We start from the raw sequence: 14,264 nt of genomic DNA on the forward strand, positions 1-14,264 counted from the left end.
GCACAGCCGATTGGAAAAATCCAGTCGGCTGTTTTTAGTTAGGAGGGATGCTATATTACACAAACAGAAGTCAACGCCGTATTTGACGAGCAGGTGAGGCTTTGTGCTGACACGCTGCAGAAGAAAACCAAGGAATATACCGGGGATGATACGGACCGGCTGGGGGCATTTAAGGCGGCTGCTGCTTTGCAGCACGCAACACCCCAGCGGGCGCTTGCCGGTATGATGGCAAAGCACATCATCTCCATTTATGATATGTGCTTTTCAGACCGGAAAACTTTTGAGCTGGCTGTCTGGGAGGAAAAGATCACCGACAGCCTCAACTATCTGTTCTTACTAAAAGCTGTGATAAAGGAGGAATTGGAACATCAACCAGATTGAAACAAAAATTTTGAACTGCACTGCGGTACAGGAAGCGGAGAAAAACATGGTGTTTGCGGCCAGGCTCACCCAGCGGGGCCATAAGATCCATTCTATGGATGACCTTCTGGCTCTTTATGAGAAAGGCTATACTTCCGAAACGGTCAAACGGATTGCCTCTCTGCCTCATCCTGCCGTACAGAAGTTTTCGGTTATCACGGTGGCGGTTGTGGGCGCCAGCAGGCGTTTTCTGGCGCAGATCACCCGGCACCAAAATGAAGTCAAATTTATCAGCGCGTCCCTGCAATACAGCAATTACGCGGGGCAGGCCGATTTTGTGGTGCCTTATGAAATCCTTACGGCCAGCCAGTGGGTGCATGATTTTTACCTGAAAAAATGCCGGGCTGCCATGGAGCATTACGCGGATATAGGAGCCTGTGGGATTTCCAGGGACGCCGCGGGGTACCTTGCCCCGCAGAGCCTCCGCAATGTGCTGATCATCAGCGCCACGCCTTACCAGTGGAAGCACATGATCGGCCAGCGGACTTGCCGCCGCAATACGGATGAAACACGCTTTGTCCTGCTGAAAATATGGGCGGACCTGTATGCGCTGGACCCGGAACTATTTAGCCCGGAACTTGCCGGTCCCTTCTGCCAGCGGGAGGGATGTCTGGAAAAAGATATGTCCTGCGGCTGCCCGTGTGAAAAAGGGGCGCTGCCTCTTGACCTGCTGCGCCAGGACTATCCTGCCGCACTGGAAGGAGGCCGCCAGTGAAAATCAGGATCATTGATTTCGGGCTGCCGGAGAACCACCGTCCCCTCCGCTCCCACGCCAATGACGCCGGGGCGGATGTCTATATGCCATTTGACTGTACCCTGGAGCCTGGCGGGATCGCTAAAATCCCGCTGGGCTTTGGCCTGGAGGTGCCGGACGGCTATGCTGCCTATGTGTTCCCAAGGAGCAGCCTTGCGGCAAAAGGGGTGGTCTGTGAGCTGCCCCCTGTGGATTCCGGCTACCGGGGCGAAATCCATGCCATTGTCAGCAATGTGGGAAATGAGGCCCGGACGCTTCCGAAAGATTCCAGGATCGGGCAGCTTATCATCATGCCCGTGGTGATCGCGGACTTTGTAAATGACCTGGGCGGCGAACGCGGCAAGGGTGCTTTCGGCAGCACGGGGAAATAACTTTTGTCTTTGTATAAATATTTTCTGTGTGGATAACTTAAAAATAGGGCCAGGTACTATACAGATGTAACCAATCCTATATAATATTGGTTATATCCGGGAGCAAAATACGATTTTAAACCGTTTTATTCCTTGCAAAGAATAGAAAGTGGCCAGCCTCCCTTTTATGTGACTGACCACTTCTATTTTTTACTATTCAGTTCTTTCATAATGCCGAGGATGTAAGACATTGTTTTGGAATCCAGCTTCTTTGCCTCTGTGATAAATTCCTTTAAAGCGGCGGGATTCGGATTGCCTTCATCGAAAAATTCCTGTGGTGTTACGCCCAGGTATTCACAGATATAAAAGAAGGACTGCATAGAAGGAAGCGTTTTCTTGTTCTCCACGTTGTTGATATAGTTGTTGGCCTGTCCAAGCGACAGCGACATATCCCGTGCTGAAACACCCTTCTGCATCCTCAGTTTTGCCAGCCTTTCCGGGACAAAATCTTCGTACACCATAGTCACCTCCCATTCTGTAATAGATTGTACCTTACAGGCTGGCTCTATTCGCTAAATGAAAAGGGGTATTTCTGTTGACACGCTAAATGCAACCTACTAAAATAAGAAATACAGTAGTTTTTAACTATCAGCCATAAGGGAGGCAGGTATCATGGAACAAAAAATATGCGGAGTAACCGGGCACCGGGAGATCCCCGCTGAATATATGGAGCAGGCAGAGCAAGGTCTGCGGGGCGAAATCGAAAAAGCTATTACGGACGGCTATACCTATTTTATTTCCGGCTTTGCTGACGGCGCCGATCAGCTATTTGCCCGGATTGTTCTGGAAAAGGCAAAAGAAAATCCGGCGCTGCGCCTGGAGGCAGCAATTCCTTACCGCAACCGCTATAAGCGGCTGATGGAGGATGGGCAGACCAAAGCCATGCTGGAGGCATGTGCGAAGGTTGCAGTTATCAGCGAGGAATGGGCTTCCAATGTCTATATGAAGCGCAACCGTTATATGGTAAGCCAGGCAGACCGGGTGATCGCTGTCTATGATGGACGGGAAAAAGGCGGCACGGTGTCCACGATCCGCATGGTCCACGCCCAGAGAAAAGAAATGCGGGAGGTCCCTGTGGGGCCTTATCTTCCTGAAAACATGATAAATCTTGGATATTTCAGGAACGCTTCGGGTAGATAAGGATTTGCCAGTGTGGTAAAATAAGAAACATAAGTGGACAAATTGGAATTTGAGGCGAAAATTAACAATAGTAAAGAGAGGAGTATAACGCAATGAGAAAAATGATTGTTGGTACATTGCTAGTCGTTTTTCTTTTGTCTGGATGTTCAAATGCTATGGCAGATATTTATGACAATGAAAGCAAAATAACCAGTGATACAAATTCCTTTAACCTTGATGGAATTGAGCAAGAAATTGAGGGCAATAGTTATAATGCTACAATAGAAAAAATGGAAGGCATGGATACTGTATGGACGCTGGATACAGAAGAAGAAACAACTGTTGACATTTCGTATGATATAACCTTGTATAACGGGAAAATTAAAGTGGCATTGATTTATCCAGATGGAGAATTAACTACTTTAGCGGAGTGTAAATCTAATCAGGATAACAGTAGTAATAGCACTTCGCTTACTTTGCCACAAGGTGAATATCGAATAAAAATAATTGCCGGAGAAAATACAAAATTTGATATATCATTATCAATTACAGATGGTTCATTTCACGAATTAGGATTATGACAAATCCTAAGTTGTCAAACAAAAACTAAATACTATGAATTTACGCCGCAGATCCTTTCTGCGGCGTTTTCTATATAGCCCCGGCGCAAAGGTGTCCTTATCCCTTTGCGCTTTTTTCATAATTCAAAATTTAAAGGAGGTGCGGCACATGTGGGGCGCAGTATCACATTTTCTGTCTTTCACGCTTGGCACAATCGCAGGCGTAACTTTAATGTGTCTGCTGCAGGCCGGAAGGCAGGCAGACGAGCAGTTTACAAAATTCTTTGATAAAGAGGGAGGTTCGGACGAATGAAACTTGTGGTAGCCGAGAAACCCAGCGTGGCCCAATCTTTGGCTGCGGTGCTGGGGGCAAAAGAGAAAAAGGACGGGTATCTGGAAGGCGGCGGCTGGCTGGTGTCCTGGTGCGTGGGCCATCTGGTGGAGCTGGCCCAGCCGGAAGCCTATGGGGAGCAGTACGCCAAATGGCGGTATGCGGATCTGCCCATCCTTCCCGCCCATTGGAAATATGATGTGGCAAAGGATAAGAAAAAGCAGCTTGGCGTCCTGCGCCGTTTGATGGAGGATAAACGTGTAGACGCTGTGGTGTGCGCTACTGATGCCGGCCGGGAAGGGGAACTGATCTTCCGGCTGGTCTATCAGCAGGCCGGGTGCAGCAAACCCATTCTCCGGCTTTGGATCAGCTCTATGGAGGACGCCGCTATCCGTGATGGATTTGAACACCTGCGGCCTGGTGCGGACTATGACTTGCTTTACCAGGCGGCGCTCTGCCGGGCTGGTGCAGACTGGATCGTGGGGATCAACGCCACCCGGCTTTTCTCTGTCCTGTATGGCGACACCCTGAATGTGGGCCGGGTAATGACGCCGACGCTGGCGCTGATCGTCCAGCGGGAAGATGCGATCCGTTCTTTTAGGAGCAAGCCCTTCTATGTGCCGGAACTCGCCTGCGGAGGATTTACCGCTGCCGGGGAAAAGCTGGAGGACAAGGCGGCTGCGGAAGCGATACGGGCAGATTGTGACGGAAAGCCTGCCGTGGTCCGCAAAGTGGAGCGGCAGAAAAAGACTGTCCAGCCGCCCCGCCTTTATGATTTAACTACCTTGCAACGGGAGTGCAACCGCTTGTATGGCTTTACTGCCCAACAGACTCTTGATTATCTGCAAAGCCTGTATGAGAAAAAGCTGGCGACCTATCCGCGAACAGACAGCCAGTATATCACAGCGGATATGCAGGCCACGGTTGGTTCTCTGGCCCTTTGGCTGTGGCAGAATATGCCTTTTGGCAAGGACAGCACCACGGCGCCGGAGCTGGAAGGGATCATTGATGACAGCAAGGTAACGGACCACCATGCCATTCTCCCCACGGTGGAGATGGCCCGCACCGACCTGTCTGCTTTGCCTGCCGGTGAGCGGGATGTCCTGATGCTCCTTGCCTGCCGCCTTCTCTGTGCTACCGCCCAGCCCCACCGCTTTGAGGCGGTGCTGGCAGTTTTGGAGTCCGAGGGCCACACATTTACCGCCAAAGGGAAAACAATTCTGCATGAGGGATGGAAAGGCATTGAACAGGCTTTCCGTGCCAGTCTGAAACAGAAACAGCCGGAGGACGGCGATGAAAATACGGCCCGCCTGCCGGAGCTGAAAAAAGGACAGAGCTTTGAAAAGGCTGCCGCCACGATCCGGGAAGGCAAAACCAGCCCACCTAAGCACTACACAGAAGATTCTCTGCTCGCAGCTATGGAGACAGCCGGCGCGGAGGATATGCCAGAGGACGCCGAGCGGAAAGGACTGGGCACTTCGGCCACCCGTGCCGCCACACTGGAAAAGCTGGTGTCCACGGGATTTGTCCAGCGGAAAAAGAAACAGCTTTTGCCTACGGATAAGGGCGTCAACCTGATTGCCGTCCTGCCCAATGTGATAAAATCCCCGGCGCTCACGGCAGAATGGGAGTCCATGCTGAAACAGGTGGAACGCGGAGAAATGACGGCTGACGCTTTTATGGAAGGGATTGCCGGTTTGATCCGTGACCTGATCCGGCAGAACACCGCCCCTGATCCTGCCTATTCCTCTTTGTTCGGAAGCAAAAATGCAGCCAATCGTGAAGCTGTCGGGACCTGTCCCCGGTGCGGCGGCGCTGTCTATGAGGGGAAGAAAGGCTTCTTCTGTGAAAATGAAGGCTGCGCCTTTGCGCTATGGAAAGAAAACCGGTTCTTTTCCAGTAAAAAGAAAACTATCACAAAAACTGTTGCCGCGGCGCTCTTAAAAGAGGGCCGCGTTTCCATGTCCGGGCTTTTCAGCGAGAAAACCGGCAAAACCTATGACGCTGTGGTGGTGCTGGACGATACCGGCGAAAAGTATGTGAATTTCAAGCTGGAATTTCCACAGCAGCGGGGACGGAGGAAATGACCGGCCCGCCGCGGGAGCTGACCCGCTCCGAGCGCGCAGCGATCCGAAGGCTGGTAACATGCTTATGCGCCAACTATGACGAGCGGGAAAAGCTCTGTCTCCCCCTGGACTGCCCCTGCTATATGCTTCATAAATGGTGGACCGGCGGCCTTTGCCGGTATTTTGAGCGGTCTGTGCTGCCGGTTGAACCGGCTCTGGAAGCAACTCTGACGGGAAATGATACTTCCCAGCGCCAGAAAAAATGCCCGGTATGCGGGAAGCTGTATCTTCCCACGACCAGCCAGGCGTATTGTTCTGACGCCTGCCGGACCTGGGCCAGACGGGACGCGGATAAAAAACGTAAGCGCTGGATTCGCCAGCACAAGGGATGATATGTCTGCAACTTAGCCTGTTTATGCCTTGATTTATAAGGCTTTCCGGCCTCACTTTTACAGGCGGCAAGAGATTTATACTCTGCCCCTCCATAGGAAGGTTAAGTTGCGGACAAAAAGGTAAATGAACCCAACCGGATAATCAACTTTTAGGAGGGATGTGTATTTGAAGATTGCGCGTGTATTTCCACGCCGTACCAAAGCAACGCCAGATGATCCTCTGGCATTTACCGGCCCGCCGCCAAGGGGCGGCCTGCTGGATATAGAAGAAGTGCATGTTTCTGTGGCCTTTACCTATGACATGGAGAAAGCGTGCCAGCTTGCCGAACAGTGGATGAAGCTGGGCGTCCCCGTCCACATGGGCGGTCCTGCCTTCAATATGCCTGGCGGTGATTTCGTGCCGGGGATGTATCTGAAAAAAGGTTATGTGATCACTTCAAGGGGCTGCCCCAACCGCTGCTGGTTCTGTTCCGTCCCCCGGCGGGAAGGCGGAAGGCTTAGGGAACTGCCGATCACCGAAGGAAATATAGTGCTGGACGATAACCTGCTTGCCTGTTCCCGGCAGCATATTGAAGCGGTATTTGAAATGCTGGGCAGGCAGAAAGAGCGTCCGGCCTTTACGGGCGGGCTGGAGGCCCGCCTTCTTCGGTCCTGGCATGTGGACCTTCTGCGGGAATCCAGGACGCAGCGCATGTATTTTGCCTATGACACCCCGGATGATTATGAGCCGCTTGTGGAGGCCGGGCGGCTTTTGCTGGCCGGAGGATTTGAGAGAAAATCACATAAAGCCTGCTGTTATGTCCTGATCGGCTACCGGGGCGATACCATGGAGGCAGCGGAAAAACGTCTGCGGGACGCCTGGGAAGCCGGATTTATCCCTTATGCCATGCTCTACCGGGATGAAAAAGGCATTGTAGACAGCGAGTGGAGAAAATTTCAGCGGCTTTGGGTCCGTCCGGCGATTGTAATGAGCCAACTGAAAGAATCTGACGGGAGGTGATGATACGGAGAAGGAAAAACTTGAAGTCGTGCCGGTAGTCCCCGCAATGATGAAGCTGGATGTGGCGGTCCAGGCTTTTGATATGCAGGATATTTCAAACCGGCGCTTTATGTACAATCCCAAGACCGGTATTTTAGTTTTGGGCCAGCAGTACGGGAAAACAAGAGGGTTGCCCGGCAGCCATGCCGATGATCTGGCTCAGGCCGGAATCAAAAACGGCTTTGATGATTTTGTGCGCGGCTGGGTGGGCACTGGAAAAAACTATCCCGCAGGGATTATTCATTTTGCCCCCAATGTGGACGCCCAAAACATTTCCCTGTTCAACCGGGCGTTTGACACTTTAGAAATGTTTCAGCGCAACGGTGCGCTTCCCGATACCGTAGTCCGGGGATTTGGCAGGCAGTGGGAACAGGCGCTTTCCGAAGTCCTTTACCCGGCTCATAACGAGAGGATCTCAAACCAGGAGGAATCTATGGAAATTCAGAATATCACGGCGGAGGACCTTCGCCGTATGGAGGATAAAGAAGGGCTTGTTTTGCAGGGCTGCGGCGGTGATCCTGGCGAATGGGTCCAGGGGATCAATGACCTGTTGGCGCAGAAAGGGATTCTTTTGGAAGGAACCACTTTTACCCATGTGAGCGTATTCCAAAATGAGGGGCTTACCTGCCTGCTGTTCCCTTTTGAGGATGTCAAGCTGGATATAGGGAAACTTGCCATGTGGCGTCTGCAAACCCATGATACTTTTGGCGGCACCTGGTTATCCGATTATATCGACAACCGCCTGGGCCATGAACCGGCGCAGGAAGCGCCAGGGAAACCGGATTGCCCGCTGATCGGCCAGGACGGGAACATTTTCAACCTGGTAGGCATTGCTTCCCGCACTCTCAAAACCCATGGGATGCCAGAACAGGCGAAAGAAATGGCGGACCGGGTATTTTCCTGTGACAGCTATCATAAGGCGCTTTGTATTATAGGGGAATATGTCAATATCACTTCGGCTGACCGGGAGGCCGGGCGGCCTCACTCTATCCGGCAGCAGCTTAAAAATAATAAAGCCCCGGAAACGGCTGCCCCTAAAAAGGCGGCAAAGGAGCCGGAACGATAAGGAGGATGTGAAATGGAACAGGTATATGGAGTTTGGGCGGTAAGAAGTGCCGCTTCCATGTTCGGCCATGCGGAAGCATGGTGCAAAGAAGATGGCCGCCCCCTGGAATTTGAATCCCTGGAGGCGGCCCAGGCTTATGCCCTGGAATTGAACCGTAAGGCAACGGCCAATGTCCGTTACTTTGTCAAAGAGAAGGAGCCGGAGCCAAACGCTGTAAGAGTCCCCGCCTCACAGCCGGATATAGAAGCTGTCGGCCCGGTGGACCGTGCGCCGAGAAATGAGGTTGCAGAAAAACATAATGAGATCCCCGGCAGGCAGATGGCGCCGGAGGCGGACCCGGTTGTGGAGATCCGTTCTGCGGTACACAGCAACTATGCCAATATGGTCGCCATGCTTGCCGCTGACAATAAGGTATATCTTGGCCGGGAGGAACGCTATTCCTTTACCCCAGGCCAGCCGGGAAGCTATGACAACCGGGACGGCTCTTTATGTTTTGTGAGCGATATGCCGGAAATGTATTATTTCCTCTATGGGGAAGGCTGGTCGCACTCACAGGAGGAAATGCTGGACCGGGGGCTGACGATGGATCAGTATATGGAATTTGCCCGCCTGCAGGAAGGTGTTCTGCGGCAATTCACCCCGCGCCGGGAAATCCTGTTTGCGGGCCAGCCCTTCCAGGCGCCGGAAAACTATCTTCGCAACGCAGAGCTGGATCTGGAGGGCGAAAAGGGCAACTACAACATGATTGACGGCATTGTGAATAACGACCCGCCGGTCCGGGCCGACCTTACCGATGGGCAGACCCATGAGGAAATAAGGGAGCTGGCCCCGGAAACGCTGCCCAATGAGAAGCCTTCGATCATGGAAAAGCTGCGGGCAGACCGCACGGGGCATGAGGCCCGTGGTTTTCAGCCTTCCCCGCCGGAAAGGGGGCTTTAAGGCTTGAAGCTGAAATTTGAAAATGTGGATGTGGAACAATGCCTCCGCTCTGTTATGGAACGGAACACAAAGCATTATCAATCTGATTTTGAATATGATGTTGGCAGCATGGAGCGTATCGCCCAAACAAAGCACCCGGAGCGTACCCCGCTGTTCTGGATGTCCCGCCCCTCCGGGACATGGTGCTTCCGGGAGCGGGATGTTTTTATCCGGGATTCCGATGCGTTTTACACCTGGCAGTTTTACAAAGATACCCGTGATACGATTCTTGCGTACACGGTGGAGATCACCGGCATGGAAGGCGCTGCAATCAAGGGAAATCTCTATACGCAGGATTACAGGGCTATGGCGGAGCATATTGAACGGACCGCCCTTCCCGCTGCGTCCGTGACCGTCCAGTTTGAAGGCCAGAGCGAGCCAATGGAATTTCGCTATGCGTATTACCATGAGCATAAGCTGTCCCTTCACGCCCAATTTGGCAAAGCCGAGAAATTCCGGCTGGAGCCGGCTGTTCCGGGCCTGCTGCGCGGGATTCTGGCAAGCGAACAGGAATACCGGCATAACTTTATACCCGGCGTGTTTGAAAATCACCTGGATCAAATGATTGCGGCGGAAAAGCGGTCTGTTACCCACTTTCTGAAAGAGGCTGCCGCAAATGCTCCTCGTCCGGCTCCTAATAAAAAGACAAAGGAACAGCCCCAACGATGAAGGCCCCGAAAGAAAGACGCAGCGCCCAGATTCACATTTTGATTTCCGAACAGGAAATGGATAAGATCAGGGAACGCATGGCGCAGGCCGGTATCACGAACACTTCTGCCTTTATCCGTAAAATGGCGATTGACGGATATGTGATCAACCTGGATCTGTCCGAAGTCCGGGAGCTGACCCGGCTGCTGCGTATCTGCTCCAACAATCTGAACCAGTACGCACGGAAGGCCCATGAAACCGGAAGTATCTACGGGGCGGATATTGCAGATCTGCAATCCCGCATGGATGGGCTGTGGGAAATTGCAAAAAAGCTGCTGACAGAATTTACAAACATTCCATGAACATTCAAAAAAACGGTTGCTTTCCTGTGGCCCGGAGCGGTAGAATTTTCATAGAAGGAAAAAACCTGTTTTTTAGAAGGGAGGCCATCGTATGGGCGCTGCTTTACTGGTCGTTGGCTTAGAATTGTTGATCGGCATTGTGATCGGACTGATTGTGACGGTGATCGGGCTTTTTTGGGGAAACATCATTGTTTTTGACAGCATTGCGCTGGCAATCCTGGCGGGCTTTCTTTCCCACGGGCTTTTAGGGGTTCATCCTGCCCTGGCGGTTGTGATTGGCATTGCTGTCCTTTTGGGGCTTCTCCTGCTGCACTGTACCCGCCCCGGCTTCTGGCTGATCGGCGGCGGGCTGTCCGTTGTTTGGGGATTTATTTTTGCTACCATGGCCTATGAATTTTCCGGCAAAGATATGGTATGGACCTATGTAGTGTGGGTGCTGGGAGCTATACTGGTCTTTGCCCTTCACCTGCGGGCACGGTATAAAATTGCATAAGGTAAGGATTTGGCCCGCCGAGCAACCGGCGGGCCGCTTTTTTTATTACATTGAAATGTTTTGACGGCGTATATTTTTCAAGGGAGGTGGACAATGGCGACCACAAGGCTGATGCCCTTGCATATCGGAGAGGGACGCTCCTTCTCTACCGCAATCGAGGACATCATTGATTATGTAGAAAATCCAGAGAAAACCGACTATGGAAAGCTGATTTATGGCTTTGCGTGTGATACCCGTACAGCGGACGCGGAATTTACCTTAGCCAAGCGGCAGTATATCCACCAGACCGGCAGAGTCCGGGGTGCGGATGACGTGATTGCCTACCATTTTCGGCAGGCGTTTAAGCCGGGTGAAGTGACGCCGGAGGAAGCCAATCAGATCGGCCAGGAGCTTGCTATGAGACTGACGAAGGGAAACAACGCTTTTGTTGTCTGTACGCACATAGACAAGCATCATGTCCATAATCACATCATCGTAAGTGCGGTAAATCTGGAATGTACCCGGAAATTCCGCAACTTCTGGGGTTCCTCATGGGCTTTGCGCCGGATCAGCGATAAGCTGTGTCTGGAACATGGCCTTTCCATTGTGGAAGATCCCAAGCCCAGCCGCGGTCATTATGGGAAATGGCTGGGTGATGGAAACAAACCGCTATCCTTTCAGAACCAGATCCGGCGGGCTATTGACGCCGCCCTGGAGCAGTCCCCCTCCACCTTTGAGGATTTCCTGAAAATTCTGGAAGCGTCCGGCGTGGAAGTCACCCGGCGCGGGAAATCTGTGAATTTCCGTGTCTCCGGTCAAAAGAAGCCTACTCGCTGCAACACTCTGAAAGGCGACTACACGGAACAGGCCATACGGGAAAGGATTGCCGGAACCTATATTTCCTCTGTTCATCCCAAGCAATCTCATTCTTCGGTAAGGATGCTGATTGATATTGACGCCGCAATGCGTTCCGGCAAAGGCGCCGGTTATGAGCGTTGGGCCAAAGTATTCAATGTGAAGCAGCTTGCGAAAGCCGTGGCTTACCTGAAAGAGCATGGGGATATGAGCTATGAGGACCTTCAAGCAAAGTCCCAGGCCACGACTTCCCGGTTTAATGAGCTTTCCACGCAGATCAAAGATATGGAGAGCCGTTTGTCTCAAAATGGAGAATTACAAAAACAGATCGTCAACTACTCTAAGACGAGGGCTATCTATATTGAGTACCGGAAAGCTGGTTACAGCAAAAAGTTCCGGGCCGAGCATGAGGCTGACATCCTGATCCACCAAGCAGCGAAGAAATACTTTGACAGCCTGGGTGTGGAGAAACTGCCTGCCATAAAGACTCTGCGGGAAGAATATGCCGAAGTGCTGGAGGCCAAAAGGAAAGCCTATGCGGAATATAAGCAGGTACGGGAAGAAATGCGGGAGCTGCAAAATGTGAAAGCCAATATTGATTATCTGCTGGGACCATCTAAAAATGAATATAGTCAAGATAATTCAGAGAGACTACTTGTTTGACATTGTTCCGATCATATGGTAGAATTTTTTTTACAAGTAAAACTACGTTCTCCCCGGAAAGGAAGTGAAACAATGGGAAAGGAAAAGCCAGTAGAGGGAAAGTTTGTTACTTCGGTCAAAGTCGGGCCAAAAGGACAGATCATTGTCCCGAAAGAGGTTCGGGATATGTTTAATATCCAGCCGGGCGATATGCTGTTGATGTTGGCCGATGTCGAACAGGGCATTGCTATCCAAACATTCAATACCACGAATGAAATGTTTGAAAATCTGTTTCCGGGAAAGAAATAATTTATGGAGAATATATTACCGCGCTTCATTTCGAGGCGCGGTGTTTTTTTGGCGCAAAAGTAAAACTTGTAAAACTTATATTGACTTTCACTACTTTGCGCGCTATAATGCAAGTGCAGTGTTACAAGTAAAACTTGTAACACAAGAAAAAGGAGGAAACCGGATGACAGAAGAAAAAAAGAATAGTACGTCTGTCGGGAAAAACCGTTACATGGCTACCGTCAAAGTCGGTTCAAAAGGTCAGATTGTCATACCGCAAAAGGCACGACAGCTTTTGCACCTAAAACCGGGCGATATGCTCCTGATGCGAGCTGATAGCTCCCTCGGTATTGCCATTCAACCACTTGATATGGTTGGCGATTTGTTTGACGATCTTTTCCGCACATCACCTAACTAATTTTTAAGGAGGATTTTATGAGATTACTTGAAGTAGAGGGGTTGACGAAAAAGTACCCCAAATTCACATTGAAGAATGTTTCGTTCTCTTTGGAACAAGGGAGAATTATGGGCCTGATCGGTAAAAACGGTGCTGGCAAAAGTACAACGCTTAAATCCATACTCAACATGGTTTACCCGGACAAAGGGTGTATTAAAATGCTCGGTCACGATTTCCGGCAGGATGAAGAAAGCTGCAAACAAAATGTCGGTGTGGTTTTAGGGAGTATTCAGTTTTATCAAGACAAAAAACTGCAAACGATTACCGGCGTGACGAAGCGTTTTTACCAGAACTGGGATGATGCCGCATACCGAAAATATATGTCTATGTTTGAACTCGACGAGCAAAAACAGGTAAAGCAGCTTTCAGAAGGCATGAAGGTGAAATATTTAATTGCCCTTGCGCTTTCGCATGACGCCAAACTGCTTATTTTCGACGAACCGACCAGCGGCCTTGACCCTGTGGCCCGTGAGGATTTGTTGGAGCTTTTTCAGCAGTTGGTAAAGGACGGGAAAAGAAGCATTTTATTTTCTACGCATATCACTTCGGATTTGGACAAATGCGCTGACGATATAACCTATATCAAAAATGGTGAAATCATCGCCAGCGCGGATAAGGCTTCCTTTATTCAGGCTTTCCAATCCCTGAAAGCTCCCGGCGAAGATAGCCTGAATTTGGAGGAAATCATGGTGAGAAATGAAAGGGGGACTTATAATGTCTAATTTACTCTATAAAGAGTGGCATCTTGCCGTACATTCTGTTGTATATCTGTTCCTGCTGATCGGGGCGTTGCTTCTGGTTCCCGCATATCCGTATGGCATGATCTTTTTCTTTGGTTGCCTCGGACTATATTTTACTTCCCAATTTGCCAGAGAAAATTCCGACGCCTTTTACACAGCTACGCTTCCCATCAAAAAGCGCCATGTAGTAAAAAGTAAATGCCTGCTGTTCGTTAGTATCGAGATTGCACAACTTATTATCTGCATACCGTTTTCAATCATCCGCTTGTGGACGCTCCCTGACGGCAATCCTGTTGGCATTGAGGCGAATGTAGCATACTTTGGATTTGGCCTGATTGTCTATGCCATATTTAACTTTCTGTACCTAACTGTGCTTTTTCAGTCTGCATACCAAGTAGGCAAGGCGTTTGTAATTGCCATTATCCCGGCAACTGCGGTAATCGCGTTGATGGAATATAGCGTACACCTGCCGTCATTTACATGGCTTGATAGCTTACAGACAGGCGATTTGATAAGGCAGCTTCCTATATTGGGCATCGGTATCTTGATCTACATTTTCGGCAACATTTTGACCTATCGCGTTGCATCGAAACGTTTTGAACATGTCGATTTGTAAATGGCTGATTTTATTGCAAAGGATATTTTTTGTACTTATCAAATCGCAA

20 protein-coding genes are annotated in these 14,264 nt (G+C 50.5%); 19 read left to right on the forward strand and 1 reads right to left on the reverse strand.

What is annotated here, in order from left to right; genetic code table 11:
- Positions 1-186 precede the first annotated feature (186 nt).
- From HNP82_RS12770 to HNP82_RS12780, 3 genes are read left to right on the forward strand one after another with little or no spacing between them, the layout of a single operon-like run.
- Complete coding sequence (locus tag HNP82_RS12770; RefSeq protein ID WP_243164763.1) at positions 187-381, forward strand: hypothetical protein; 195 nt, start codon at positions 187-189, stop codon at positions 379-381.
- Positions 368-1,135: an FAD-dependent thymidylate synthase gene (locus HNP82_RS12775; RefSeq protein WP_316521547.1), complete on the forward strand. Its 768-nt coding sequence runs from the start codon at positions 368-370 to the stop codon at positions 1,133-1,135. Before HNP82_RS12770 ends, HNP82_RS12775 begins: the two co-directional genes overlap by 14 nt.
- Positions 1,132-1,545 carry a dUTP diphosphatase gene (locus HNP82_RS12780; RefSeq protein WP_008394486.1) on the forward strand — a complete coding sequence of 138 codons (414 nt, stop codon included), beginning with the start codon at positions 1,132-1,134 and terminating at the stop codon, positions 1,543-1,545. The genes HNP82_RS12775 and HNP82_RS12780 overlap by 4 nt, the downstream gene beginning before the upstream one ends.
- Before the next feature lie 182 nt (positions 1,546-1,727).
- Here HNP82_RS12780 and HNP82_RS12785 read toward each other — a convergent pair whose 3' ends face one another.
- A complete protein-coding gene (locus HNP82_RS12785; RefSeq protein ID WP_087219096.1) occupies positions 1,728-2,042 on the reverse strand; it encodes a helix-turn-helix domain-containing protein in 315 nt (104 codons plus the stop codon).
- A 154-nt stretch (positions 2,043-2,196) separates the two neighbouring features.
- On the opposite strand from HNP82_RS12785, the gene HNP82_RS12790 reads away from it, so the two are divergent.
- The 16 genes from HNP82_RS12790 to HNP82_RS12865 all read left to right on the forward strand — a co-directional run bounded on the left by HNP82_RS12790 (position 2,197) and on the right by HNP82_RS12865 (position 14,215).
- Positions 2,197-2,724 (forward strand): SLOG family protein, encoded by a 528-nt coding sequence (locus HNP82_RS12790; RefSeq protein ID WP_183775359.1) that lies wholly within the window; start codon positions 2,197-2,199, stop codon positions 2,722-2,724.
- 92 nt (positions 2,725-2,816) lie between these two features.
- Positions 2,817-3,284 carry a hypothetical protein gene (locus HNP82_RS12795; RefSeq protein WP_183775361.1) on the forward strand — a complete coding sequence of 156 codons (468 nt, stop codon included), beginning with the start codon at positions 2,817-2,819 and terminating at the stop codon, positions 3,282-3,284.
- Between the two features lie 148 nt (positions 3,285-3,432).
- Positions 3,433-3,576 (forward strand): DUF3789 domain-containing protein, encoded by a 144-nt coding sequence (locus HNP82_RS12800; protein ID WP_087242977.1) that lies wholly within the window; start codon positions 3,433-3,435, stop codon positions 3,574-3,576.
- On the forward strand, positions 3,573-5,681 hold the full coding sequence (locus tag HNP82_RS12805) for a type IA DNA topoisomerase (protein ID WP_183775363.1): 2,109 nt from the start codon (positions 3,573-3,575) through the stop codon (positions 5,679-5,681). The genes HNP82_RS12800 and HNP82_RS12805 overlap by 4 nt, the downstream gene beginning before the upstream one ends.
- Positions 5,678-6,052, forward strand: coding sequence for a cysteine-rich VLP protein (locus HNP82_RS12810; RefSeq protein WP_183775366.1), 375 nt, complete (start codon positions 5,678-5,680; stop codon positions 6,050-6,052). The genes HNP82_RS12805 and HNP82_RS12810 overlap by 4 nt, the downstream gene beginning before the upstream one ends.
- Positions 6,053-6,218: 166 nt before the next feature.
- Positions 6,219-7,052 carry a radical SAM protein gene (locus HNP82_RS12815; RefSeq protein WP_207720622.1) on the forward strand — a complete coding sequence of 278 codons (834 nt, stop codon included), beginning with the start codon at positions 6,219-6,221 and terminating at the stop codon, positions 7,050-7,052.
- Between the two features lie 46 nt (positions 7,053-7,098).
- On the forward strand, positions 7,099-8,157 hold the full coding sequence (locus HNP82_RS18885; RefSeq protein ID WP_330599594.1) for a hypothetical protein: 1,059 nt from the start codon (positions 7,099-7,101) through the stop codon (positions 8,155-8,157).
- Between the two features lie 12 nt (positions 8,158-8,169).
- The gene (locus tag HNP82_RS12825) at positions 8,170-9,096 is read left to right on the forward strand and encodes a DUF4316 domain-containing protein (protein WP_183775369.1); all 927 of its coding nucleotides are present in this window, start codon (positions 8,170-8,172) and stop codon (positions 9,094-9,096) included.
- Between the two features lie 3 nt (positions 9,097-9,099).
- Positions 9,100-9,804, forward strand: a complete 705-nt coding sequence (locus HNP82_RS12830; protein ID WP_087180084.1) for a hypothetical protein — start codon at positions 9,100-9,102, stop codon at positions 9,802-9,804.
- Positions 9,801-10,145 carry a plasmid mobilization protein gene (locus tag HNP82_RS12835; RefSeq protein ID WP_183775370.1) on the forward strand — a complete coding sequence of 115 codons (345 nt, stop codon included), beginning with the start codon at positions 9,801-9,803 and terminating at the stop codon, positions 10,143-10,145. Before HNP82_RS12830 ends, HNP82_RS12835 begins: the two co-directional genes overlap by 4 nt.
- Positions 10,146-10,236: 91 nt before the next feature.
- Positions 10,237-10,638 (forward strand): hypothetical protein, encoded by a 402-nt coding sequence (locus HNP82_RS12840; protein WP_183775372.1) that lies wholly within the window; start codon positions 10,237-10,239, stop codon positions 10,636-10,638.
- Between the two features lie 93 nt (positions 10,639-10,731).
- Positions 10,732-12,135 (forward strand): relaxase/mobilization nuclease domain-containing protein, encoded by a 1,404-nt coding sequence (locus tag HNP82_RS12845; RefSeq protein ID WP_183775374.1) that lies wholly within the window; start codon positions 10,732-10,734, stop codon positions 12,133-12,135.
- 72 nt (positions 12,136-12,207) lie between these two features.
- A complete protein-coding gene (locus HNP82_RS12850; protein ID WP_082669688.1) occupies positions 12,208-12,423 on the forward strand; it encodes an AbrB/MazE/SpoVT family DNA-binding domain-containing protein in 216 nt (71 codons plus the stop codon).
- 163 nt (positions 12,424-12,586) lie between these two features.
- A complete protein-coding gene (locus HNP82_RS12855) occupies positions 12,587-12,820 on the forward strand; it encodes an AbrB/MazE/SpoVT family DNA-binding domain-containing protein (protein ID WP_058966928.1) in 234 nt (77 codons plus the stop codon).
- A gap of 17 nt (positions 12,821-12,837) precedes the next feature.
- Complete coding sequence (locus HNP82_RS12860) at positions 12,838-13,581, forward strand: ABC transporter ATP-binding protein (protein WP_058966926.1); 744 nt, start codon at positions 12,838-12,840, stop codon at positions 13,579-13,581.
- Positions 13,574-14,215: an ABC-2 transporter permease gene (locus HNP82_RS12865; protein ID WP_183775376.1), complete on the forward strand. Its 642-nt coding sequence runs from the start codon at positions 13,574-13,576 to the stop codon at positions 14,213-14,215. The genes HNP82_RS12860 and HNP82_RS12865 overlap by 8 nt, the downstream gene beginning before the upstream one ends.
- The last annotated feature ends 49 nt before the right edge of the window (positions 14,216-14,264 follow it).

Source organism: Catenibacillus scindens (assembly GCF_014202115.1).
Taxonomy (GTDB): Bacteria; Bacillota; Clostridia; order Lachnospirales; family Lachnospiraceae; genus Catenibacillus; species Catenibacillus scindens.

Coding starts and splice junctions, on each gene's coding strand:
- HNP82_RS18885 (WP_330599594.1), top strand. CDS start 7,099: ATGATGAAGCTGGATGTGGCGGTCCAGGCTTTTGATATGCAGGATATT.
- HNP82_RS12845 (WP_183775374.1), top strand. CDS start 10,732: ATGGCGACCACAAGGCTGATGCCCTTGCATATCGGAGAGGGACGCTCC.
- HNP82_RS12825 (WP_183775369.1), top strand. CDS start 8,170: ATGGAACAGGTATATGGAGTTTGGGCGGTAAGAAGTGCCGCTTCCATG.
- HNP82_RS12865 (WP_183775376.1), top strand. CDS start 13,574: ATGTCTAATTTACTCTATAAAGAGTGGCATCTTGCCGTACATTCTGTT.
- HNP82_RS12805 (WP_183775363.1), top strand. CDS start 3,573: ATGAAACTTGTGGTAGCCGAGAAACCCAGCGTGGCCCAATCTTTGGCT.
- HNP82_RS12810 (WP_183775366.1), top strand. CDS start 5,678: ATGACCGGCCCGCCGCGGGAGCTGACCCGCTCCGAGCGCGCAGCGATC.
- HNP82_RS12790 (WP_183775359.1), top strand. CDS start 2,197: ATGGAACAAAAAATATGCGGAGTAACCGGGCACCGGGAGATCCCCGCT.
- HNP82_RS12855 (WP_058966928.1), top strand. CDS start 12,587: ATGACAGAAGAAAAAAAGAATAGTACGTCTGTCGGGAAAAACCGTTAC.
- HNP82_RS12860 (WP_058966926.1), top strand. CDS start 12,838: ATGAGATTACTTGAAGTAGAGGGGTTGACGAAAAAGTACCCCAAATTC.
- HNP82_RS12795 (WP_183775361.1), top strand. CDS start 2,817: ATGAGAAAAATGATTGTTGGTACATTGCTAGTCGTTTTTCTTTTGTCT.
- HNP82_RS12835 (WP_183775370.1), top strand. CDS start 9,801: ATGAAGGCCCCGAAAGAAAGACGCAGCGCCCAGATTCACATTTTGATT.
- HNP82_RS12840 (WP_183775372.1), top strand. CDS start 10,237: ATGGGCGCTGCTTTACTGGTCGTTGGCTTAGAATTGTTGATCGGCATT.
- HNP82_RS12850 (WP_082669688.1), top strand. CDS start 12,208: ATGGGAAAGGAAAAGCCAGTAGAGGGAAAGTTTGTTACTTCGGTCAAA.
- HNP82_RS12800 (WP_087242977.1), top strand. CDS start 3,433: ATGTGGGGCGCAGTATCACATTTTCTGTCTTTCACGCTTGGCACAATC.